At 31.2% G+C, this 21,669-nt stretch carries 22 protein-coding genes; 1 reads left to right on the top strand and 21 read right to left on the bottom strand.

The genetic code is table 11. The features are described 5' to 3' along the window. Window positions 1-34: 34 nt before the first annotated feature. The gene (locus tag BUB51_RS03610) at window positions 35-676 is read right to left on the bottom strand and encodes an MBL fold metallo-hydrolase (protein WP_073195573.1); all 642 of its coding nucleotides are present in this window, start codon (window positions 674-676) and stop codon (window positions 35-37) included. 221 nt (window positions 677-897) lie between these two features. On the opposite strand from BUB51_RS03610, the gene BUB51_RS03605 reads away from it, so the two are divergent. Beyond that, window positions 898-1,578, top strand: a complete 681-nt coding sequence (locus tag BUB51_RS03605) for a hypothetical protein (RefSeq protein ID WP_073195571.1) — start codon at window positions 898-900, stop codon at window positions 1,576-1,578. 98 nt (window positions 1,579-1,676) lie between these two features. Here BUB51_RS03605 and BUB51_RS03600 read toward each other — a convergent pair whose 3' ends face one another. The 20 genes from BUB51_RS03600 to BUB51_RS03505 all read right to left on the bottom strand — a co-directional run bounded on the left by BUB51_RS03600 (window position 1,677) and on the right by BUB51_RS03505 (window position 21,665). Continuing rightward, entirely contained in the window at window positions 1,677-2,360 is a 684-nt protein-coding gene (locus BUB51_RS03600; protein WP_073195569.1) for a hypothetical protein, read from the bottom strand. 230 nt (window positions 2,361-2,590) lie between these two features. Continuing rightward, window positions 2,591-2,995: a hypothetical protein gene (locus tag BUB51_RS03595; RefSeq protein WP_073195567.1), complete on the bottom strand. Its 405-nt coding sequence runs from the start codon at window positions 2,993-2,995 to the stop codon at window positions 2,591-2,593. A gap of 310 nt (window positions 2,996-3,305) precedes the next feature. Further along, window positions 3,306-4,061: a lysine 5,6-aminomutase subunit beta gene (gene kamE, locus BUB51_RS03590; protein WP_035163819.1), complete on the bottom strand. Its 756-nt coding sequence runs from the start codon at window positions 4,059-4,061 to the stop codon at window positions 3,306-3,308. Then, window positions 4,061-5,617: a lysine 5,6-aminomutase subunit alpha gene (kamD, locus tag BUB51_RS03585; protein ID WP_073195566.1), complete on the bottom strand. Its 1,557-nt coding sequence runs from the start codon at window positions 5,615-5,617 to the stop codon at window positions 4,061-4,063. The genes kamE and kamD overlap by 1 nt, the downstream gene beginning before the upstream one ends. Window positions 5,618-5,646: 29 nt before the next feature. Continuing rightward, window positions 5,647-7,281 (bottom strand): lysine 5,6-aminomutase reactivase ATPase KamC, encoded by a 1,635-nt coding sequence (kamC, locus tag BUB51_RS03580; protein WP_073195564.1) that lies wholly within the window; start codon window positions 7,279-7,281, stop codon window positions 5,647-5,649. A 1-nt stretch (window position 7,282) separates the two neighbouring features. Further along, window positions 7,283-8,317: a lysine 5,6-aminomutase reactivase subunit KamB gene (gene kamB, locus BUB51_RS03575; RefSeq protein WP_242945543.1), complete on the bottom strand. Its 1,035-nt coding sequence runs from the start codon at window positions 8,315-8,317 to the stop codon at window positions 7,283-7,285. 80 nt (window positions 8,318-8,397) lie between these two features. Then, window positions 8,398-9,666, bottom strand: a complete 1,269-nt coding sequence (gene kamA, locus BUB51_RS03570) for a lysine 2,3-aminomutase (RefSeq protein ID WP_073195562.1) — start codon at window positions 9,664-9,666, stop codon at window positions 8,398-8,400. 78 nt (window positions 9,667-9,744) lie between these two features. Further along, complete coding sequence (gene kdd, locus BUB51_RS03565) at window positions 9,745-10,782, bottom strand: L-erythro-3,5-diaminohexanoate dehydrogenase (RefSeq protein WP_073195560.1); 1,038 nt, start codon at window positions 10,780-10,782, stop codon at window positions 9,745-9,747. Between the two features lie 539 nt (window positions 10,783-11,321). Then, the gene (locus tag BUB51_RS03560) at window positions 11,322-12,734 is read right to left on the bottom strand and encodes a sigma-54 interaction domain-containing protein (protein WP_073195558.1); all 1,413 of its coding nucleotides are present in this window, start codon (window positions 12,732-12,734) and stop codon (window positions 11,322-11,324) included. Window positions 12,735-13,035: 301 nt separating this feature from the next. Continuing rightward, the gene (locus BUB51_RS03555; RefSeq protein WP_073195556.1) at window positions 13,036-13,197 is read right to left on the bottom strand and encodes a XapX domain-containing protein; all 162 of its coding nucleotides are present in this window, start codon (window positions 13,195-13,197) and stop codon (window positions 13,036-13,038) included. Window positions 13,198-13,215: 18 nt separating this feature from the next. Next, complete coding sequence (locus BUB51_RS03550) at window positions 13,216-13,380, bottom strand: XapX domain-containing protein (protein ID WP_197051404.1); 165 nt, start codon at window positions 13,378-13,380, stop codon at window positions 13,216-13,218. A 15-nt stretch (window positions 13,381-13,395) separates the two neighbouring features. Further along, complete coding sequence (locus tag BUB51_RS03545) at window positions 13,396-14,517, bottom strand: DALR anticodon-binding domain-containing protein (RefSeq protein ID WP_073195553.1); 1,122 nt, start codon at window positions 14,515-14,517, stop codon at window positions 13,396-13,398. A 10-nt stretch (window positions 14,518-14,527) separates the two neighbouring features. Then, the gene (locus tag BUB51_RS03540; protein ID WP_073195551.1) at window positions 14,528-14,944 is read right to left on the bottom strand and encodes a YwiB family protein; all 417 of its coding nucleotides are present in this window, start codon (window positions 14,942-14,944) and stop codon (window positions 14,528-14,530) included. A gap of 14 nt (window positions 14,945-14,958) precedes the next feature. Next, window positions 14,959-15,765, bottom strand: coding sequence for a glutamate racemase (gene murI, locus BUB51_RS03535; RefSeq protein ID WP_035163800.1), 807 nt, complete (start codon window positions 15,763-15,765; stop codon window positions 14,959-14,961). Window positions 15,766-15,911: 146 nt separating this feature from the next. Continuing rightward, window positions 15,912-16,085 carry a small, acid-soluble spore protein, alpha/beta type gene (locus BUB51_RS03530; protein ID WP_250160113.1) on the bottom strand — a complete coding sequence of 58 codons (174 nt, stop codon included), beginning with the start codon at window positions 16,083-16,085 and terminating at the stop codon, window positions 15,912-15,914. 102 nt (window positions 16,086-16,187) lie between these two features. Continuing rightward, a complete protein-coding gene (gene ypeB / locus BUB51_RS03525; RefSeq protein ID WP_073195549.1) occupies window positions 16,188-17,558 on the bottom strand; it encodes a germination protein YpeB in 1,371 nt (456 codons plus the stop codon). Between the two features lie 18 nt (window positions 17,559-17,576). Next, window positions 17,577-18,272 (bottom strand): spore cortex-lytic enzyme, encoded by a 696-nt coding sequence (gene sleB, locus BUB51_RS03520; RefSeq protein WP_073195546.1) that lies wholly within the window; start codon window positions 18,270-18,272, stop codon window positions 17,577-17,579. A 383-nt stretch (window positions 18,273-18,655) separates the two neighbouring features. Beyond that, window positions 18,656-19,330, bottom strand: coding sequence for a stage II sporulation protein R (gene spoIIR / locus BUB51_RS03515; RefSeq protein ID WP_073195544.1), 675 nt, complete (start codon window positions 19,328-19,330; stop codon window positions 18,656-18,658). An 87-nt stretch (window positions 19,331-19,417) separates the two neighbouring features. Next, window positions 19,418-20,566: a Ger(x)C family spore germination protein gene (locus tag BUB51_RS03510; protein ID WP_073195542.1), complete on the bottom strand. Its 1,149-nt coding sequence runs from the start codon at window positions 20,564-20,566 to the stop codon at window positions 19,418-19,420. Further along, window positions 20,559-21,665 carry a GerAB/ArcD/ProY family transporter gene (locus BUB51_RS03505; protein ID WP_073195540.1) on the bottom strand — a complete coding sequence of 369 codons (1,107 nt, stop codon included), beginning with the start codon at window positions 21,663-21,665 and terminating at the stop codon, window positions 20,559-20,561. Before BUB51_RS03505 ends, BUB51_RS03510 begins: the two co-directional genes overlap by 8 nt. Between the last annotated feature and the right edge of the window lie 4 nt (window positions 21,666-21,669).

Here is a 21,669-nt window from a genome sequence, read left to right as displayed (position 1 = left end):
ATTGATAATAGGGCAACGAACTATACCCGTTGCCCTATTTATATCTTAACACAATAACTTTCTTTTCTGCATTAGAAATAACATCTTTATTAATTTCTATTTCTTGAGAATTTACTTTTTCCACATTACTAAAGTACTTTGTAAATTTATCTAAACTTCCCAATTCAAATTTTAAATGTTCTGTTTTATAATGCATAGGAATGACTATTTTAGGATTTATAAGGTCTACAACTTCTTTTGCTTCATCTGCATCTATTGTGTATACTCCTCCAACTGGAATCATTAATACATCTACTTTACCAATAGCTTCTATCTGTTTACTATCTGGTATATGTCCTAAATCTCCTAGATGACATACTCTTAAATCTCCAATTGTAAATATGTATACAACATTACTTCCTCTTTCGCTTCCCTGATGTTTATCGTGATAAGTAGCTATTCCTGTAATTGGCACATCTTTTACGTAAAAATTTCCTACCTTATTTACTACTTCAAAATCCCCAGTAGGTCCTTTAATATAATTATGGTCAAAATGGTCATGGCTTGTAGTTACTATGTCAACTTCATCTCTTGGTATTTCATAGCCTACAGTTTCATCAAATGGATCTGTCATTATCCTTATCCCTTTGTTTGTAGTGATTTTAAAACATGCATGCCCTAAATATTTGACTTTCACACAAACACCTCCTTATCTCAAAAAGTTAACTTACTTTTATTCTATTTCTTTTAAGTAAAATATTACCACTATTTATATTTTATCATATTATTTTTGCAAATCAATGCTATATATCTGCCCCTCATAATGTCTATAATATTGTAACCGTTTTGTTACTATTTTAAATGCAAAATGATTTATAATTGCACGAGACAAAAGTTTACAAATAGGGAGGTTAACAAATGAATTTAAAAAAAGCAGTAATATCTACAGTATTAATTACTAGTATAGCCCTTAGCGGTTGTACAGTAGGTTCTCCAAATAATAAACAACACGAAAATGAAATCAAATCACAAGTTGAAGAAACAGAAAAATTAAACTACAGTATAGATAAAGAATTATTCAAAGATAAATCAAGAAATATAGCAATTTATTACCCTCAAATAAAAAATTATTCTGAAAAGCTCATGAACAACATGAATAAAAGTTTACAAGAAATTGTGAATATATATGGAAATGATAAAACTTATACAGATATATCAATTGATTATAAAATCACAAAGAGCAGTAATGATATTTTGAGTGTGTTATTTAAAGGAAAAGGTAAATTATCAGATATAGGAGAAATAAATATCATGCAAAGTATAAATCTTGATATGGCTTCTTCAAATGAAATGAATTATGAAAATCTTATTAAAGATAAAGAAGCTGTAATGAAAATTTTAAATGAAAAGGCTAAAAAGCAAGGCCTTAAAGATGGAATCGAAGCCGAGGGAATAAGAATATACTTTAAAGATAGTAATGTTGTATTTTATTATATGCCTTTAGATGATAGTGCAAAAGAATTTATAGAAATAACTGTACCTTATGAAGAGATAAAAGAATATATAAATGAAAGCTTTGGAGAAGAATCTGCGAATTAAGAATTAACTGTTTTTTTGGACCTTGATTTAACCGACACTGGTTATTCAAGGTCTATCTTAAAATCTTTAAGTTGGAGCTATTGTATTTAAGATTATTTTTAATATATTTTTAATTTAATTTTACGAGTTTGTCTTTGACTAGACCTAAACCATTCTTCTAAAGTATTAAAATCCCAACTTTCAATATCTGGTATAATCACTTCTAAATCTTTATTATCTATCCATCTATATTCTAATATTGCATATTTAAATGGTTTAATCAATTTATCTATTTTTATTTCTTCTAAAGTTGTAGAATCTACAATTACTAAATTATTCCTTAATACCACAATTCCTTCATTTCGACCAAAAAGAAAAGCTATATATTGCTTATTAGGAGATATTTTAAAATTCTGGTAGAAACTAGCTTCTGAAATCAATTTAGAAGTAACTTTATCAGAACAATCTTTTTTTACTAATAGATTGTTCTGTAATTTTACGCCTCCTCCGTAATGAATTAAGTAGTATTGAGTATCATTAATTTTTTTTAAATAAGTAAATCTCATTCTATTAATCTCAGTTGCTGGATCGAAACTACCTTTTAGATATTTATCTAATTCATTAATATCTTTTCTGTTAAATAAGAGGGTTTCCCCATTAGATTTGATAATAATATAATCTTTCCCATTATTATTTTGAACATAATCAAATATATTATTTTTTACTAAAAGCAACATTATTATAAAAATAATAGCTATTAAACTAACGCTAATAGTTGAAATTATATTTTTTGATGTCTTCATTATTTTAATATCCCCCAATTTTATATTTTAAGATAGAATTCTTCCTATTTTTAAAAACCAATATAAATCTTTTAGTCTTTTCATATCAAATGAATATTTTTCTAATTACTTTTTCAATTTCTTAAAACAATTTAAATCTTTAGTGGCTGAATAATGCCTAAACATGTATAATTACCCTAATATTTTATTAATAATATATCTTCCACCTTTTCAAAAAATAAATCAGACATTTAAATCCTAAAAGTATTAATCATAAACAAACTATAAAATAGGAGATGTCTGGAAATTCGAAATACAACCTCTATATATCCAATATTATTCCAATTAATAACCAGTTTGTCTTCGGTTGAAGTTATAGTACAGTCTTTTTTGGGAACATAAATTGTAAAAGGAAAAATTGATATGTTAACTAATTGAAAAATTTCTGTATTTTGCTCTCCTTCTGTAGTCCAAGTAATTTCTTTTGTCTCTGGACGATTTATAGTATCATTATTAATTTCTGAAACATTCTCAACATCATTATCAATATTTTTATCAATTAAGTCTGCTTCTTTTGAAATATTTTCTTTGTCATTACAACCTGCAACAAGCGTAAAAATAATGAATAAAATTATAATTGTCTTCAGTATTTTCATCGCGTTTCCCTCCCCCTTTAAAAAAACTCACTTTTATTCTATTTCTTTTAAGTAAAATATTACCACTATTTATAGTTTATCATATTATTCTTGTAAATCAATGTTATATATTTAAATTATTTTATAATAATCCTTATTTTACATTTTGTCTCCGATTCATTATGTTAAGTTCAGTTTATTATACTGCATAGAAAACGATTTGAGAGCTTGAACTTTGAAAAATAATATAAATAATTAAAGAGAAATAGCTTGTAAGTAACCTGTGAAAAAAAGCGTGTTAGAGATATTAATCTCTAACACGCTTTCGCTATTATACTAAACCTCTTCTTACCATTTCGGTTACGATAAATGAAGCTACATGATAAGCATAAGTACCTGATCCAAATCCTGCATCATATCCGAGTTCTTTTGCCAACTCATGAGAAATTCTCGGTCCACCACAAACTAACACGACTTTATCCCTTATGCCTTCAGCCTCTAACAATTCAACTAACTGTGTAAGATTAGGAATATGAACATCTTTTTGGGTTACTACTTGAGATACTAATATAGCATCTGCATTTAGTTCTATAGCCTTTGCTACTAATTCTTCATTAGGAACTTGACTTCCTAAGTTATATGCTTCTATACCCTTATACCTCTCGAGCCCATAGTTACCGTTATATCCCTTCATATTCATTATTGCATCAATTCCTACAGTATGAGCATCTGTTCCAGTGCAAGCTCCTACAACTACCACATTTCTCTTAATATTTTCTTTTATATATTCTTCTACTTCATATTTATCCATTATTTCTACATCAACTTTAGGTACTTCTATCTTCGTATAATCCACAGTATGTTGACACTTACCATAAACAATAAAGTAAGTATATCCTACTCCTAAATCACAAGAATAGACTACATTTGGATCTTCCAATCCCATTTTTTTCACAAGCCTTCTAGCAGCTTCATCCGCTTCATCACCATGTGGTACGGGGAGAGTAAAACTAAGTTGCATCATCCCATCATTTAATGTGTCTCCATATGGTTTTACCCTCGTTAAATCTACTTTTTCCATAGCCATTATCTATCACCTCCAAGCATCAACTCGATGAATGGATTGTAGTAATTCTCTGCTTTAGTAGCAACCCCTTCTAGTCCCTTTCCTCCAGTTCTCGATCTTTTTACTCCACCAAACTTACCTTTTTCTATAGTTGAAAATAATCCTTCTCTTCGAATTTCTTTAAGTAATTCTTCTGCCTTTTTCAACACTTCCTGTGCTCTAGTCTGAATTATTCCGCCCTCTTTAAATTCTATCTCGTCTCCCAAATTTCTAGCATTATTAAAAATATATCTAGCATTTTCAATAGAAAGCATTCTGTCATGTAAATGTGGTGTATGAATAGCCTCAGTTAGCATTCCAAGTAATTGTATTCCCTGATGTGTCATTATAGACACTAAGTTAAACATTGCATCTTGTATATGTCCTCTAAAAATATTTCCTGTCATGAATTTTGTAGGCGGCATATATTTAAGTGGTGCCTTAGGGAATATTTCTCTAGCCATTTGAGCCTGCGCTAACTCCCATAAAAATCCATTTTCAATGGCTGGATTCATTTCAAATGCGTGTCCAAGTCCCATTTGCTCCTCTGGTATACCTGCTTTTAATGCAAACTGTTCATTTATAAATTGAGATGCTAATACGGTATGAGCTTCTTCTACAGCATCAGCCGTAGTTAAATAGTTATCTTCTCCAGTGTTTATTATAATACCAGCATATCCGTTAATAATCCTTGAGAAATATTGATCTATAAGAGTTCTCTGCATATTTATATCTCTGAAAAGAATACCATATAATGCATCATTCAACATAACATCTAGCCTTTCAAGTGCTCCCATTGCTGCAATTTCTGGCATACAAAGTCCTGAACAGTAATTACACAACCTAATGTATCTCCCTACTTCTTCTCCTACTTCATCAAGGGCCTTTCTCATAATTTTAAAGTTTTCTTGAGTAGCATAAGTTCCACCGAAACCTTCAGTTGTTGGTCCATATGGAACATAATCAAGTAAACTTTGAGCTGTCGAACGAATTACTGCTATTATATCTGCCCCCTGTTTAGCGGCTGCTTGTGCCTGAATGACATCTTCATATATATTTCCTGTAGCAACTATTACATAGAGATATGGCTTTCTGCCTTCTCCTAATTTTTTTATATATTCATCTCTTTTTTCTCTATTTTTCTTTATTCTCTCTACTACTTCGACCGCTATTGGATATATAACTTCTTCAATCTTATCTATACTTGCAATGGGAAGTCTAGTTAAATCTAACTCTCCTCTGCTTACCTTTTCCGCTATAGTCTGAGGGTCATCTCCGGTCTGAACTATAGCATTACCTATCCAATAAGCCGCTCCTAAAGGAAGTCCTCCTCCTTCAACAATATTATCTACTACAACATTTGGAAGTGGTTTTTCTATTTCATCTACTCCGTCTATACCTAATAATCTAGCAACAGTCCTTTCTATCGAAACTGTAGTATGTCTATCAATAAATTCCTGAACATCTTCGGCTATACATCTCGCAGCTTCTCTAGCACTATTTATTACATTTGGATCCAAATTCAACTTGCTTTTCATAAACAATACCCCCTTTACATTTTCGATTTTTAATTTTTTAGTATCTCTTCTGCTTCTTTAAGTATATCTTCGTTAAGTCCCATTAATCTTGCTATATTTATTGCATCTCTAGGAACTTGACTCTTATCAGTTACTCTTTTCAATCTATAATCCATATATTGACCAATAACTTCAATTCCATCTATTTTATCGTTTAAAAGTTTCTCTCTTAATTCATCATAATTAACATTAGCAAGCCCTATTACTTGGAAATGGACTATATCATCCGAATTCGCTATGTTGTCATAATGTGTAGTTATTACAGTTATGCTTTTGCTATTTTTTAAAAAATTTACTATCGCCTTAGATATCGCATATCCTTCTTCTGGATTCGTTCCCCTTGCCAGTTCATCTAACAGAATAAGTCCCCTGTCATCTTTTTTAGTTAATGCATATTTAAGTTTACTTATCTCTCCCCCAAATGTACTTAAGCCCTTATCAATAGACTGCAAATCGCCTATAGATACATATATAAATCCGTTAAGCCCTGATTCCATTCTTTTGCACGGAACAAATAGCCCATATTGTACCATTGCAGACAATAATGCAATAAGTTTAAGAGTAACAGTCTTACCCCCCATATTGGCTCCAGTAATACATGTAACTCCTTCTGACAAATCGATACTTATTGGAGTAAATGTTTTACCGTTTTCTTTTAGGAAGTCTTCAACTTCAATATGTCTTCCATCTACTATATTTATTGAATATTCGTTTTTAACTTCGGGTTTAACTCCATCAATCTCTATTGCCATGTATGCCTTTGCAATCGTTAAATCTAATTTCCCAATTGCATTCATATTGCTTAACAAATCGCTGCTAAATTTGCTTATTTCCTTTGATAATCCTTTTCTAATGTTATATTCTTCATCTTCTTCCATACGTTCTACTTTCTCTAATTCCTTTTCTAATCTATCGATTACTGGAGTTGATTTAATTACGTATTTAATATTCATATAAGTTTCTGATGAATAGATTAAAAAAGGATATCCCCCAATTTTTTTTATTAATTCAGTATCGTCTTTTGATACAATAATTTCTCCTTTTAAATTTACATTCAGCTTTAAGTCTTTTTTTATTTTTTCTCTTATTTTTTTCTTTTCGCTCTTTATATCTTCTTTAAGTTTCTTTTTATATTCTCTAATTTCTTTAAGTCTGTCTGAATACTCTTCATATATGTAAAATGTCATTATACCTTCATTTCGTGGGTCTAATAGGGCTTCTAGTTCTTCAATTCTATTAATCCTCATATCTAAAGGTATGTCCCAATCGAGCTTTGAAATTTCTTCATGTAGCCGTTTCAAAAGAAAGATAAAATTCTTCATCTCAAACAGTTCTATTAATGTTAAAGTGCTTCCTTTTACCGCATTTTTTACCGAATTACTCAAATCCTTAAAATGTTCAAGTAGTATCTTGATGCGAACAAATTCTTTGTCATTATTTTTAATTAAATTTATTAAAGTTTCTACTCTATCTAACTCATCTTTTAATATATCCTCTTCTCCAGGCATGTATGGCGTTAATTTTTCTTTCAATTGATAGCCAAATGGAGTTATTACCTTTATTTTGTCCATTACATAATTGAAGCCTATTATCTTCTTTGTTGTATCATCAAATAAAAAACTCATTTTATTCATCTCCTAACATAACATCGAAAACGGGTATATCTTTAATAAATATACGCATCTTTTTTAAAAACTCAAAACTATCAAAATAATAGCCCTGTGGAGAATAAGGATTTACTGTTACAGCTAATGTATTAATAGGTTCTAAAACTTTAACCTTGACCCCCATTTTCACGAGCTTCAACCATTCTTTTGGTGAAATGAATATTTTAGTTCCGTCTCTAACTATAAACTCAACCTGCTTAAATAATCTTGTAGTGCTTATAATATCAATTAAAGTTTTTCCAACTAATGCTCCTGGAAATACTACATATTTCGTATATTCTTTAATTTCCGAACCGATCACTTTCCCACTATTTATAGCAGTTTTTATGTCGAGATACTGTATATTCAAAAAAGTATCTACAATACCTATTTTCTCTTTTTCCATTATTTCTTTAACAACAGTCTTATCATTAATATCTATAATACTTTCAAGGCTAAAAAGCCTTACTGTATGAACCGTATCTTCAATTACTCTATTCATATCTCTACTTATAACCGCTCCTGTAGCCAGAATAGTCCCCTCAGAAACAGAGGGCGATGCTGAAGAAAGTCTATCTATAGCCCCATCTATCAAAACAATTTCCGCTCCTAAAGATAACATAAAATCACTTATTTCTTTAATCCCCCTATTAGTTTGAGGCCCTGCTATTTGTAAATATCCACCGCATCTAACCCTACCTACAACCACTTCCCCCATTGGCGTCTTATACTCTGTAACCCTTATAATCTCTAGTTTTGCATCTCCTTCATCTAATTTTTCGGCTAAAGTAGCTACAAAGCTCCCCTCTGGAACATATATCATAGGTTTTTCGGTATTTGTAACTATATCTTTACTTTCCCCATCTCTTCCAATGGAAGTTATGCCCAATATAATGTCTCTATCGTAAGCATCCTCTATTAATTTATTTAATGTAACAGTTTTTCCTGCATTTTTTGCCATGCCTACAATTGAAACTGTTTTATATTTTTTGTATATAATATCTATAAGATTCACCTTCAGCACCTCACATGTCAGTTGGCAGCTGCCAGAGACCAATAGTTAAAAAACCGTTAACTCATTTTACATTTTTAATTTTAAATTTTATTCTTTTCCCTGTTCTTTGCTCTTTCTCTTCTCTCTAACTTAGTTGGTTCAAGCGCTATATCATTACCTTGCAAAAGCCCAGCTACTCCTGTAAGTTCATGTTCTTTTTCTCCTCTGCATACAGGACAATTGCATTCAAATTTATAGTTTTCAGGTTCAGTATAAGTTGTTATAACCCCTTCAAAGTTCCTCAAAATGACTTTATTAGCCGACATAGATACTACATAGTTAGGCATTACAGGTATTTTCCCGCCCCCACCAGGAGCATCTACAACAAATGTAGGTACAGCATAACCTGAAGTATGTCCTCTTAACCCTTCAATAATTTCTATGCCCTTTGAAACAGGAGTTCTAAAATGCTCTATACCCATAGATAAATCGCATTGATATATGTAGTAAGGTCTTACTCTAATTTTAACCAATTCATGAACTAACTTTCTCATTACATGTATACAGTCATTTACACCTCTTAATAATACAGACTGATTGCCTAATGGTATCCCTGCATCAGCTAATTTTTCACAAGCTCTCTTTGACTGTTCTGTAATTTCTTTTGGATGGTTAAAATGTGTATTTAACCAGATTGGATGATATTTTTTTAGCATATTAACTAAGTTATCTGTAATTCTCTGCGGTAATACAACAGGAGTACGTGAACCTATACGTATTATTTCAACATGAGGTATTTCTCTTAACTTTTTGATAATAGTCTCTAATCTCTCATCTGATACCAATAAAGCATCTCCACCTGATAGAAGAACGTCTCTTACTTGAGGTGTCTTTCTAATATATTCGATAGCTGCTTCAATTCTATCCATTGGCATTGCTGCATCTTGATGTCCTGCAAATCTCCTTCTTGTACAATGTCTACAATACATAGAACATTGGTCTGTTATAAGTAAAAGTACTCTATCAGGATATCTGTGAGTCAGTCCCGGAACTGGTGAGTCTGTGTCTTCATGCAATGGGTCTAGCATATCTGCTAAACTCGTATGAGTTTCCATTATTGTAGGTACTGCCTGCATTCTAATAGGGCATCTAGGGTCATCTTTGTCCATAAGAGAAGCATAGTAAGGAGTTATCCCCATTCTAAACTTCTTTAATGTTTCTCTTATATCTCTTTCTTCCTGTTGGGTAAGATTTATAACCTTTTTTAAATCCTCTACATCTGTAATTCTATTTTTTACCTGCCACCTCCAATCATTCCACTCCTCATCTGTTACGTTTTTCCAAAGTTCAATATCTCTAAAATTTCTCACAAAATCTCCCCCTTTTTTATTCAATAAAGATAGTTGATAATACACAGGAAACGAAATGTAAAATTTAAAATTGAAAATTTATGCATATAACTCCTCATAAATCTTTCTTAACTCTTCGCTTTCTCTCATTATTTGTAAAGCTATTTCTGCATGTCCTTTTGTATATCCATTTCCTATAATCATAGTTACATCTTTCCCTACTCCTTCTGCTCCTAATGCTGCTTTAGTAAAGCTAGTAGCCATACTGAAGAAATATATTAATCCATTATCTTTTGTTGCTAATATACTTGCCATTTCAGTGTTGGGAACGTTTACACAGTTTATAGTTATATCCGCCATTTCTCCATTTGTAACTTCTTTAATCTTTTCCATAACTTCTACGGCATTAGTTGCATCTGCCTTAATATAATAATCTGCTAGGTTTGCTTCCTTTACCCTATCTATACTCTCTTGACTATATCCCAAACAAATTACTTTTCCAGTTACTCCGACTCTTTTTTTAGCTTCATACAAACACAACATACCAGACTTACCTGCTCCCCCTATAACTAATACTGTATCGCCCGGCTTTACTAATTTTGCAGTTTGAGCTGGTGCACCAGCAACATCTAGTACAGACAATGCAAGATTTTCTGGTATATCATCTGGCAATACGGCATAAATGCCACTTTCAAATAATATTGCTTTTCCTCTTATATCTACTTGGTCAATATCTTTTCTTACTTCTAGTATTTCATCTATTCTTAAAGGAGTTAATGATAATGATACTAATGTAGCTATCTTATCCCCAACTTTAAGATTTGTCTTTCCTTCTAATGCCGGTCCTATCTTCTCAACTCTACCTATTAACATACCACCAGAACCTGTTACTGGGTTTTGATGCTTACCTCTTGTATTAACTATATCCATCATTATCTCTTTAATTTTTTCTATATCCCCGCCTGCTTCTTCCTTAATTTGTGTAAAACTTGCAGAGTCTATGTTTAATGTCTGTACGTCAATTAGTATTTCGTTATCATAGATTTCCATATTGTTATCGATTTTTAATGCAGGTTGAGGCAACACCCCCTTAGGTTCAATTACTCTATGAGTTCCGTATGGACATCCCTTTTTCATTTTACTTCCCCCTCCTGTTTTAATTCTTTTATCGAACAAATATTAATGCAAAAAATATGCCATTTTTAGACACGAGGTACCAGATAAAAATATAAAATTGAAAATGTAAAATGTAAATTAATTAACAATCAATAATCGATAATCAACAGTTTTTAATTATTAGCTGTTTTTAATTTTAAATTTTACATTATTTTAATTATTCTCTATTAACTAAACAAAAAAACGGCTAAAAGCCGTTCAGACTGTTGACAAACTTATGTTTTTTGTATTTATGAAAATGAAAGCGAATGCTTGAAAGAATTTAGTTAAAAAACTAGGCGAAAATTTTTGAGAAAATCCGTAGGTTTGACAGGAGGTCAAACCAGCATCCTACAAGACAGGAGGTCTTGATTAGGTGCGTTAGGATTTTCTAAAAATTTGAGCCTTAAGTTTTTTCTAAATTCGTCCGCATGAGCATCATTTTCATAAAATATTTTACTTTGTCAACAAGCTCAACGGCTAAAAGCCGTTTTGAAATGCCCATTTTTTTGCACTTGCATTTATCTTTTCAATTTGTATTTTTTCATTTTATACTGTAATGTCTGTCTCGGTATTCTAATTAATTCAGACGTCTTAGTTATATTCCAATCTGTTTTTTTCAAAGCCTCATATATTATATTTCTTTCTGTTTCCTCAACTGCTTCTCTCAAAGGCCTTATAGTAATTGATTCCGTTAAATGCCTCGTAGCAGTTGATTTACTTTTAGTATTTTTAAACTGTATTGGCAAATGTTTAGATTGTATTTCTTCTATGTCATTAAGAGTCATTATACCTTCTATAACATGTTCAAGTTCTCTAACGTTCCCTGGCCAATGATAATTTAAGAATAAATCCATAACATCTTTTGAAACACGTTTAACGCTTCTTCCTAAAACTTTATTATATTTATCTATGAAATATTCTACTAATAAAGGAATGTCCTCTGGCCTCTTTTTTAGTTCAGGAAGGCCCAATGTAATTACATTAAGTCTGTAATATAAATCTCTTCTTATTTGTTTCTTTTCAATGGCCTCATCTGGAGAAACGTTAATAGCAGCGATAATTCTGACATCTACATCAATTGTCTTTACCGCCCCTACTCTTCTTATACTGCCATCTTGAATAACTCTTAAAAGTTTTGCCTGTAAATCTAATGGCATTGAATTAATTTCATCTAGAAAGAGCGTTCCGCCATTTGCAAGTTCAAATAACCCCGGCCTATCCTCTGCTCCAGTAAAGCTGCCCTTAACAGTTCCAAACAGTATACTTTCTAATAAACCTGATGGCAGTGCTGCACAATTTTGAGCAATAAAGGGTTTATTCTTTCTTGGACTCGCATTATGAATTGACTGCACAAAAAGCTCTTTCCCCGTCCCCGTTTTGCCATATATCAAAACTGGAGACGACACCATAGAGGCCTTTAAAGCAAGAGATTTAAGTCTCAACATTTCTTCACTTTGCCCAATTATATCGACAAAAGTATATTTCGCTGTATGTTTACTTTTATTAGGTTTTTTGTTATTATCATTAAAAAGCTCCTTCTGCAAATCTAAAATTTTTTCTGATAATCTTCTAACTTGAGTAATATCTTTAGATATTTCCAATGCTCCAATTATTTTGCCATTCGCCTTTATTGGCAATGATGTATTAAGCGTAGTAATCCTGTCTCCTTTATAATTTACAAAAGTCTGCTCAACATTGAATATAGGCTGCCCTGTCTTAATTACTTTCAAAAGCGTACTAGTCTCATATGTCAACGAAGGGTAAATTTCTAATATGTGTCTTCCAATAGCCTTATCTCCTTCTATCTCATCTAATCTTTGAGCGGCTCTATTGTAATAGACAATATTCCCCCTATCATCTATAATGTGAATGCCCTCATCTAAATAATCTAATATCTCAAAAATATTCTCTCCGAAAAAGAACTTTCTCACCCAATCCCCCCTCTGCCGAATTTTCGGCTCCTAATGCCAAACATTAGGCACCCGATGAGTGCCTTAAACTGCAAACATACTTATTCTTCAAAATATCTATGAAAATATAAGCGAATGCTTGAAAGAATTTAGTAAAAAAACTAGGTGAAAATTTTTTAGAAAATCCGTAGGTTTGACAGGATGTCAAACCAGCATCCTACAAGACAGGACGTCTTGATTAGGTGCGTTAGGATTTTCTAAAAATTTGAGCCTATAGTTTTTTCTAAATTATTTCCGCATGAGCGTTATTTTCATAAATGTTTTAGAATATCTTATCCGCTATCATTCCACCAATTAATACCCCTAACACACCTATAACTCCAGCTAAAACTGATGGTGCTGGAATAGGCAATTTAAATTTCTTAAAAACAGCGCCTAAAACTGCTCCTGCTAATGTAGCTTTTAAAATTAACATTATATCCATACTACCACTTACCTTTCTCTAATTTTTTACTAGAGTTGAACCTAACCATACCCCGAAAACACCCATAAATGCTGGGATATTAGGTGGGGCAGGTAATGGGAATTTTAATGCTTTAAACACAATACCTACTAACATTCCTGTAACTAATGACAATGCCATTTCTTTTATATCAATTTTTGACATAGAAATTTAACCTCCCTATATATCAAATACCTTATCTGTTAGAACATCTAACGTTTTGGAAACAAAAACTTTTATTACATTGAGTATAAACATATTACCCAAAATATCTTTTTCTTCAAACTCTCTAATAAAAAGTTTCCTGTTATATTCATAAAATTGAGCACAAAGATTATAAAGGTAATTGAAAAGTTTGTATGGTTCCTTAAACTTTATAGCTTCATCTATTACCTTTTCAAAGTTTAATATTTCAAATATTATCTTTTTACCCTCAGCCAAATTAAAAGACATATCTTTTAAATTACTGCCTATTTTATATCCTTCTTTTTCTAATATATAATTTATATTGTTAGCTCTTTCATAAACATAACTAACAAAAAAATAGGGATTGTCTGTATTATTAATAAGAGCTGAACCTAGAGGAATACTTATATCTCGCTTGACAGTTTTAGACAGGGCCCAAAAATTAAACCTCTTTTCACCTATCAAATCTTTAATGTTCTCATTAAGCCTTTTTCTGCTATCATCTAATGATATACTGCCAACTTCGACAGTTTCACCTTTAGTATTATAACATAAATTTTTCAAATGTCCATAAGGGAAAATATTTATTATATGCCCAAAATTATCAAGGTTCAGCGATTTTTCTTTCTCAATTGTATCAGCTAAACATACTCTATTTCCTTTTAGTCTTAAAATATTCAAAAGTGCATTTGCATAGGCACTAGCTCTATTAATATCATTTTCATTTAGTGAAGCATTTAATACTAAATGTAATAAATAATTTTCGCTGCTGTCTTTTTTTAATATATCGATACCATTTTTTAATATCATGCTGCCGATTTTAATTATCCAGTTATCGTCTAAATAAAAATTTATAAATCCCGGCCCCGCAATTTCAATTCTATTTACGTATAATGAGCTTTTATCAAGTTTTTTTATGATGATCTCGGCTATCTCTCTAGGAAATTTTTTTAAATATGAACTCAATTTTAATGATACGTTAGTCGATATATCTCCAAAGCTCGAATCTTCAGGAATTGTAACATCAAAATCTATATTAAAATATAAATTTTCATCTTTTAAAGTTTTAATTATATTAATCTTAAACAAATCTATTATATCGTTTATCTGCCTCATAACAATCCCTCTAACTGATGTCTATAGTTAATTGATTGTTACTCTCTACCGCATTCGAAATTACTAATCTATATGATAGTTTAATACTCCCTTTGCCTAAATCTGAAATGTCAACCTCAATTTTATTTGTTGCAACTTCCATATCAAAATCCCCATATTGAGTGTGATAAGACGTTTTATGTCTTTTATTTTTTTCAAATATTAACTTTGAATTACTAGTTCCAAATCTCTTCATTAATATTTTATCATCCTGTATTCTCAAAGTTGTTGTAGAACCTTCCATACCTGAAATTTCCGATTCTTCATATACTAAATAATATGCTCCATTCTTTTTATAGAATTTCCCTTCTGTAATCAGTTCTATCGTGTTATCTTCACCATCTAAATTTTTTTGTATCCCTTTTATTTTTAATACTACATCTTTCATACATTCCAACCTTTCTAAAAGTTTTCTATATTGATTTTTTCTATAGAGCGAATTTCTCTTCTCAAGAAATTACCGCCTATTCTCCTAAATTTCTCTGGATCATCACTGACATAAAATTTGTACTCTGGTTTATCTAAAGAGTCTTTTAACATATCGTTTGAAATAATCATTTCTTTTACTGCTTTAGCAGTTTCAAATGCCGGATTAACTAAAGAAACTTCTTTCCCCATCACTTTGCTCAATGTATATCTCAATATTGGATAATGTGTACAACCTAATACTAATGTATCTATATTATGTTCTTTTAATTCCATTAAATATTTTTCTGCTGCTAACATGGCAACATCTGTATCTTCCCATCCCTCTTCTACTATTTGCACAAATAATGGGCAGGCAACTCCTATTACCTCGGCCGATTTATCCATACTTCTAATTAGTGTCTGATAGGCTTCACTGTTTATAGTACCGGAAGTTCCTATCACCCCTATTTTATTGTTCTTTGTTGTAGATATTGCTGCCTTGGCCCCAGGTTCAATCACTCCAATAATCGGCACATCGAATTTTTCCCTTGCAGGCTCTAATGCTATTGAACTAGCTGTATTACATGCTATTACTATGGCCTTTATATTTTTACTCAAAAGGAAATTTATACACTGAAACGAATATTTTATTACTGTTTCTTTAGATCTAGTTCCATAAGGTATTCTTGCAGTATCTCCAAAATATATTATATCCTCATTAGGAAGTTGTTCCATAATTTCTTTTAAAACTGTAAGTCCTCCTATACCTGAATCGAAAACCCCTATCGGCCTGTTATCCATTTTTTACCTCCCGACTTTATTAATTAAATTTAAAATTAAAAATGTAAAATGTAAAATTTTATATTTTTAATTTTAAATTTTAATCTAGTATCTATTATAAATATTATATGTCAAAAATTATAAATATCAAATAAAATACAGGGAGATTAGACTCCCTGTACCATGTTTCTTTCTGCTATTTCTATGGCTTTCCTTACTATATTCCCACAATCTCTTGATGATACTGCTCCCCATCCTTCTTTTTTTACTATGTCATATAGTCCTAACTGTTTTGAAATTTCCTCTTTTAATCTATTTGACATTAAACCTTTTTTGGCCACAATATTCCTCCCTAGGCTGGAGTCGATGGCATTTTACCATCTACTAATATTTTTTTGTAATAAATCAAATTTTATTATTTTTATTTCTTCCAATATCCTATTTTAAATCATCAAAATTCCATTTTCATCTTTTATTACTTTAAGTATTTTTTCTTCTTTACCTGTTTCTGCATTAATATACACTATAAAATTGGAACCCTTATATTTGCCTTTAAATTCATAGCATAAAATTTCTTTTATTCCGTTCTTTGGTATTAATGCAAGTCTTACATTTTCAATGTCAAAATCTAATTTTACCCTGTCTCTTGCTTCTTCTTCTGTAAGTTTAGGCTTTGGTAAATCTCTATCATAATGGCTTTTTAAATAAGCGGCTGCATCAAATCCTACTATTTCCCCATTATCTAATGCTACCTTCACCTTTATGTTATCTGCATATATAGTAACATTATCGTCTTTATATGCGAAATTAAATAATACGACTCCATCAAATTTTAATAGATAATTAGGCTCCATACCCTTATAGCCTTTTTTTTCTAGGAATCTTTTAGCATATTCTAATGCATCATTAATAGAAAGTTTTTTTCTATCTACGGGTCTAGGATTCATCATCCATATTATTTTACCGCCTTTTTTGCTTACACTTATATAGATAGCTCTTTCTTTGCTCATATTTTCTGGGGATATACTAAATGTATATGCCTCTATATTAGCCGCATTACTTTTTTTCCCTTCTTCAAATTTAGTTATCTTCCGTACTTTTTTAATCCCCACGAATTTTTTCGCTATCTCTTTTGCTTCGTTGACATCTACAATATTTCCTCCTAATCCTCTTGGTTTCACATTAAGAACTTGATCGGAAAAAGGCCCGTCGTATATTAATTCCGGATAATTGTTTGTAATCTTTTCTTCAAATTTAGTTAATCTTGCATTCATGATATTTTCATTTGCCCTATCTAATTCTCTATCTTCACGCCTTCTTACCAAATTAAAATTTAAATTTCCCTTCATAATCTTGTTATGTAAATCTGATAATTCTTTTGATAAATAGCTTGCATTATCTTGAAGTGCAAATAATGCATGCCTTTGTTTACTCGTAATAGGTTTTCCATCTAGATACGCCTGTATTAAAGAGTAACAGTAATCGGCTGCTTGATTGAGAAATTTCTCCGTTTTGCTCAAATCTTTATGGCTTACAGGCATTTGTGAAAGTTTTTCTTGTGCCGTTAATGCATGTTGCCAAATTTGCGATAAGAGTAAAATGTTTAAATCTTTCGATTCTGCCAATAGAACTTTAGATAAGTTTACCTGTACATTTTCAACATTGTCCTTCATATCATAAAAAAGTCGTTGATATTCATTATTCAACATCTTTTTATAGTCATTTTTTGTATCATATTGAACAAATCCCCATACTAAAACCACTATAAAAGCTAACCCCAATATCCCGGGTAAAAACCATCTTTTGTCTTTCAATTAAATTCACCTCCATTTCTATTTACCAAACCAATGTTTACCAATTTTCACTATGACTTTTCTAGACCATATCCATCTACTTGTAGCTGTAGCAGGATTCCAATAATAAAGACTGCCATACGATGGGTCCCAACCATTTATAGCGTCCCTTGCAGCTCGTATAGAATCCTTATCTGGTGTTAAATTTATCTGTCCATCACTAACGGCTGTAAAGGCTCCCGGCTGATATATGACACTCGCTATAGTGTTTGGAAAAGATGGATGTTCGACTCTATTTAATATTACTGCCGCAACTGCTACTTTACCTATATAAGGCTCTCCTCTTGCTTCACCGTGTACTGCTCTCGCTAATAAGTACACATTATCATCCCTCGTTACGCCTCTACTAGCTGCACTTTTAAAGTTAAGTCCGAGTGCAGCGGCAGTTTCAGGCCCTACGACTCCATCTATTTTTAAGCCATTTTTTCTTTGAAATCTGCGAACCGCTCTATATGTTCCGGCACCATATATGCCGTCGACTCTTCCTGTATAATAACCCCATTTAAGTAATCTATATTGAACCTGTTTTACGTCATCTCCTCTAGAACCCCAATATAAGACTCTATTTATTGAATAGTCTTTATAAGCCGCTGTAGTATTCGTATTGATATAAGAGGTATATATAGAAAAAAATATTAATGTAAATACACTCACTAATAGAACTAATTTTTTCAATTAGTATCCTCCTCTCTAGTTTCTTATTTGATTGTTAATATTTTCTGTAGTAATATGAGTAATTATTCAAAAAAAATATGCGACTTATTGTCGCATACAGACTGTTGACAAATTTATATTTATGAAAATGAAAGCGAATGCTTGAAAGAATTTAGTTAAAAAACTAGGCGAAAATTTTTGAGAAAATCCGTAGGTTTGACAGGATGTCAAACCAGCATCCTACAAGACAGGATGTCTTGATTAGGTGCGTTAGGATTTTCTAAAAATTTAAGCCTATAGTTTTTTCTAAATTCGTCCGCATGAGCGTCATTTTCATAAAATATTTTACTTTGTCAACAAGCTCGCAGAATAATTTTACATTTTACATTTTCAATTTTAAATTTTTATCTAGTACCTAATCCAACGAGCATTTTTGCAAATCTCAATTTACTCTTTTCAAGGAGTTCGACTACTTTAAATTTAAGTTTTAAAGGTATCTCTTTATTACCATTGGCATTTACTATCATGTTATATTCTTCTTCTGTTAATACTCCCTTTAATTCTTCTTTTATCTTATCATTTGTAATGCCATGAGTGATGTCGATAAAACATAATGGTGGAAACATAACACACCACCAATTTTTACCTTTGCCATCACCTATTACAACTCTAACAGCTTGATATTTTCCTGCTGGTAAAGTAAAATTCCCATACGATTTTGTAGGAAAATCATATTCTCCAAATTTCACACTTACATCATAATTTTTGCCTAATTCTCTAATCTGCTTTTCTGCTATGTACTCGATTGTATCTAAATTATCTAAAATTATTTTTTTACTCTCATCTAATGAAGACGCTTTTTCAAATTTTGAATTCATCTCTTTAATTATTTTATCTCTAACTTTGAGTTTTAATTGCTGATCTTCTGGGGAATCGCTATTGGCTATTACATGAAAACGTATTAATTTATTTTTATAACTCTCCCTATTTTTATATACATCACTTAAAAAAACTATACCGCTGACAATAAGTAATACAAATACAAGCGCGAAAGATAATATTTTTTTATAACGTATCATTTATAATACCTCCTATGCTAGATAAGTTATCCAACTACTATAAGTATTAACTATTTTTTTCTCTTTTAAACATATTTTAAATCACTATTATTTAGTCATTCCTATTCTTCTTATTTTAGTATTTACATTAACATTTATCTTTACCTCTGGAAATACATCTTCCCAATCGTCTTTAACTTTATCCCAAATATCTGGTTTAAATTTATATAGATATTCTGCAACTCCAATTACATCCACTTCAAACTCTTTCTGTATTTTCTTTATAGTCCCATCGATTTCACTTTTTATCTTCTTTTCGACTAGACTTTCTAATCTCCTCAATAATTTATTGTCTAACACATCATTTTTCGCCTCGAGTTTATATTGCTGCAGTACCCCTTCCATATTCACAGTTATGTCCATTACTATCTGCCCATTTTCCATTCTCCCGTTTTTACTAACCGATGTATCTGAAATAACATATGATACTAAAACATCATCATCCATTACTATTATAGCTTCAGAAGTAACTTTATCGGTTATAAACATTACACTTCTGTTTTCTATTTCTCCAAGCCACCCTATAAGTTTATAATCTTTAATCACAGCGGCTCCTGCAACTTTTATTCCCTTATCAGTAGGTATTATTCTAGGTATTAAAGCACACCTGCAGTCGTGCAGACTCGGCAAAATATCTGCAATAGTTTTTGGAGTAAATCTAGAACTTTTTTCCTTCGCTTTAGAAAGTGCAGACAAATATGTTCCTGTAACCGACTCTAAACTAGGCTCTATCTTTATAACACGTCTGGCCTCTCCTTGTGATATAAAAACTCCAACTTTTCTACCCATTTCATGAGCTCTTTCAACTTCATCAAATATCTGTTTTAATGAATCACTATCCCTAGCAACTTTTTCTCCAATGATTATTGCTTTAGTATGTCCAAAAAACATTGTTTTATTAGAGCGCGTCGTCAATGCATTAGAAACATGAAAAATATTCTGCCCAACACTACTTAAAATAAATCTAGGTTCTTCACCACTACTGCCTTTTCTAATTGCCTTAACATTAGGGAAAACAAAGGTTACAATAAATTTTTTATATCCGGTTTTATTTTTCTCAAGTTCTCCTCCATGCCCTTGAATATCTATTCCTATTGCCGAAATAAAGGCTCTGTCATTTATTTCAACTTTATCCCAACATCCTGAAAGGATTGCCACAGCCATAAAGATAATAATCATTTTACCAAATTTAGACATTATCGGAAGGCTCCTTTCTCTTTTTAATAAGAGCTACAATTAAGTAAACAGTCGGTACAGTTACAACTGTAAAAATCCCAATATAATTAATACTTTTTCCCATAATATCATAAACTGTTGCTATATTATCGAAGGCTAAAGAAAGTGCATAAATAAAAGGCATTATTGGCAGTACAAAATATCTGTGTTCTTTTAATCCGAATAATTTACATAGAATTAGAGCAGAAGAATAATAAAATGGAGATAAGGATGCAAATACAGACAATACCCACAATCCCATTACTATACCTTCTATATTCTCAATAAAAGCTCCCGGTAGATCTATCGTCTTCATAATAGACAATATCGGCCATAATAAATGTTTTACTTCGTTTACACCAAATCTGCATAATGATACTACAAAAAAAACTATATAAACAAATGTTACAAGCAATATTGATAAAACATTGAACTTCATTAGATTTTCAGTATCTTTTACATAAGCCGCCATAAATAATACAAGCTCGTATCCAATAAAACTAAAAAAAGGCACATAGACTGATTTAATAATATCCCACGGATTTGTTCTAAAAAGCGGTAAAAGATTAGTAAAATCTAAATCTGGTATTAATGACAATAATAATAAAAATACGGGTATAATGACTATAGGCAGTATTAACTCTGCCATCCTAGCTAATCCCTCTATTCCTCCCCTTACCAGATATGCACTAACTAATAGTATCGAAATTATAATGACTTCTGTCGGTGTATCGTCCAATAAGAACATCTTGACAACCTCTGCAAGAATTCTTACTTCAAATGCAGAGATTATAATGTAGTATATAAAAAATGTAATCGAAACGATATTAGATATAGGAGTTGTAACTATCTCTCTTCCAAACTCTACTATAGTTTTATTTGTAAATAGTGTAACTAGCTTAACCGATATTACAGTAAAAATACATGCAACAATTCCACCCAATATTATTAAAATAGAACCATCTGTTCCGGCTTTTTCAACTGCCTCTCTTGGAAGTGATAATATTCCCACTCCAATAATTGCCGTAAGCAAAATGAACATAACTTGATTTGACGATATTTTATCATTGCCTTTAAGCATTATT

The sequence above is a fragment of the Caloranaerobacter azorensis DSM 13643 genome, assembly GCF_900129995.1.
Taxonomy (GTDB): domain Bacteria; phylum Bacillota; class Clostridia; order Tissierellales; family Thermohalobacteraceae; genus Caloranaerobacter; species Caloranaerobacter azorensis.
This window is presented reverse-complemented; position numbering and strand designations above follow the sequence as displayed.

Excerpts from the sequence above, each read along its gene's own strand:
- kdd (WP_073195560.1), bottom strand. The coding sequence starts at position 10,782 with ATGAAAAAGGGATGTCCATACGGAACTCATAGAGTAATTGAACCTAAG.
- BUB51_RS03555 (WP_073195556.1), bottom strand. The coding sequence starts at position 13,197 with ATGGATATAATGTTAATTTTAAAAGCTACATTAGCAGGAGCAGTTTTA.
- kamE (WP_035163819.1), bottom strand. The coding sequence starts at position 4,061 with ATGGCTATGGAAAAAGTAGATTTAACGAGGGTAAAACCATATGGAGAC.
- BUB51_RS03605 (WP_073195571.1), top strand. The coding sequence starts at position 898 with ATGAATTTAAAAAAAGCAGTAATATCTACAGTATTAATTACTAGTATA.
- kamD (WP_073195566.1), bottom strand. The coding sequence starts at position 5,617 with ATGAAAAGCAAGTTGAATTTGGATCCAAATGTAATAAATAGTGCTAGA.
- BUB51_RS03600 (WP_073195569.1), bottom strand. The coding sequence starts at position 2,360 with ATGAAGACATCAAAAAATATAATTTCAACTATTAGCGTTAGTTTAATA.
- BUB51_RS03540 (WP_073195551.1), bottom strand. The coding sequence starts at position 14,944 with ATGAAAGATGTAGTATTAAAAATAAAAGGGATACAAAAAAATTTAGAT.
- BUB51_RS03510 (WP_073195542.1), bottom strand. The coding sequence starts at position 20,566 with ATGTCTAAATTTGGTAAAATGATTATTATCTTTATGGCTGTGGCAATC.
- BUB51_RS03550 (WP_197051404.1), bottom strand. The coding sequence starts at position 13,380 with ATGTCAAAAATTGATATAAAAGAAATGGCATTGTCATTAGTTACAGGA.
- BUB51_RS03505 (WP_073195540.1), bottom strand. The coding sequence starts at position 21,665 with ATGCTTAAAGGCAATGATAAAATATCGTCAAATCAAGTTATGTTCATT.
- spoIIR (WP_073195544.1), bottom strand. The coding sequence starts at position 19,330 with ATGATACGTTATAAAAAAATATTATCTTTCGCGCTTGTATTTGTATTA.
- BUB51_RS03595 (WP_073195567.1), bottom strand. The coding sequence starts at position 2,995 with ATGAAAATACTGAAGACAATTATAATTTTATTCATTATTTTTACGCTT.
- kamC (WP_073195564.1), bottom strand. The coding sequence starts at position 7,281 with ATGAGTTTTTTATTTGATGATACAACAAAGAAGATAATAGGCTTCAAT.
- murI (WP_035163800.1), bottom strand. The coding sequence starts at position 15,765 with ATGGATAACAGGCCGATAGGGGTTTTCGATTCAGGTATAGGAGGACTT.
- BUB51_RS03545 (WP_073195553.1), bottom strand. The coding sequence starts at position 14,517 with ATGAGGCAGATAAACGATATAATAGATTTGTTTAAGATTAATATAATT.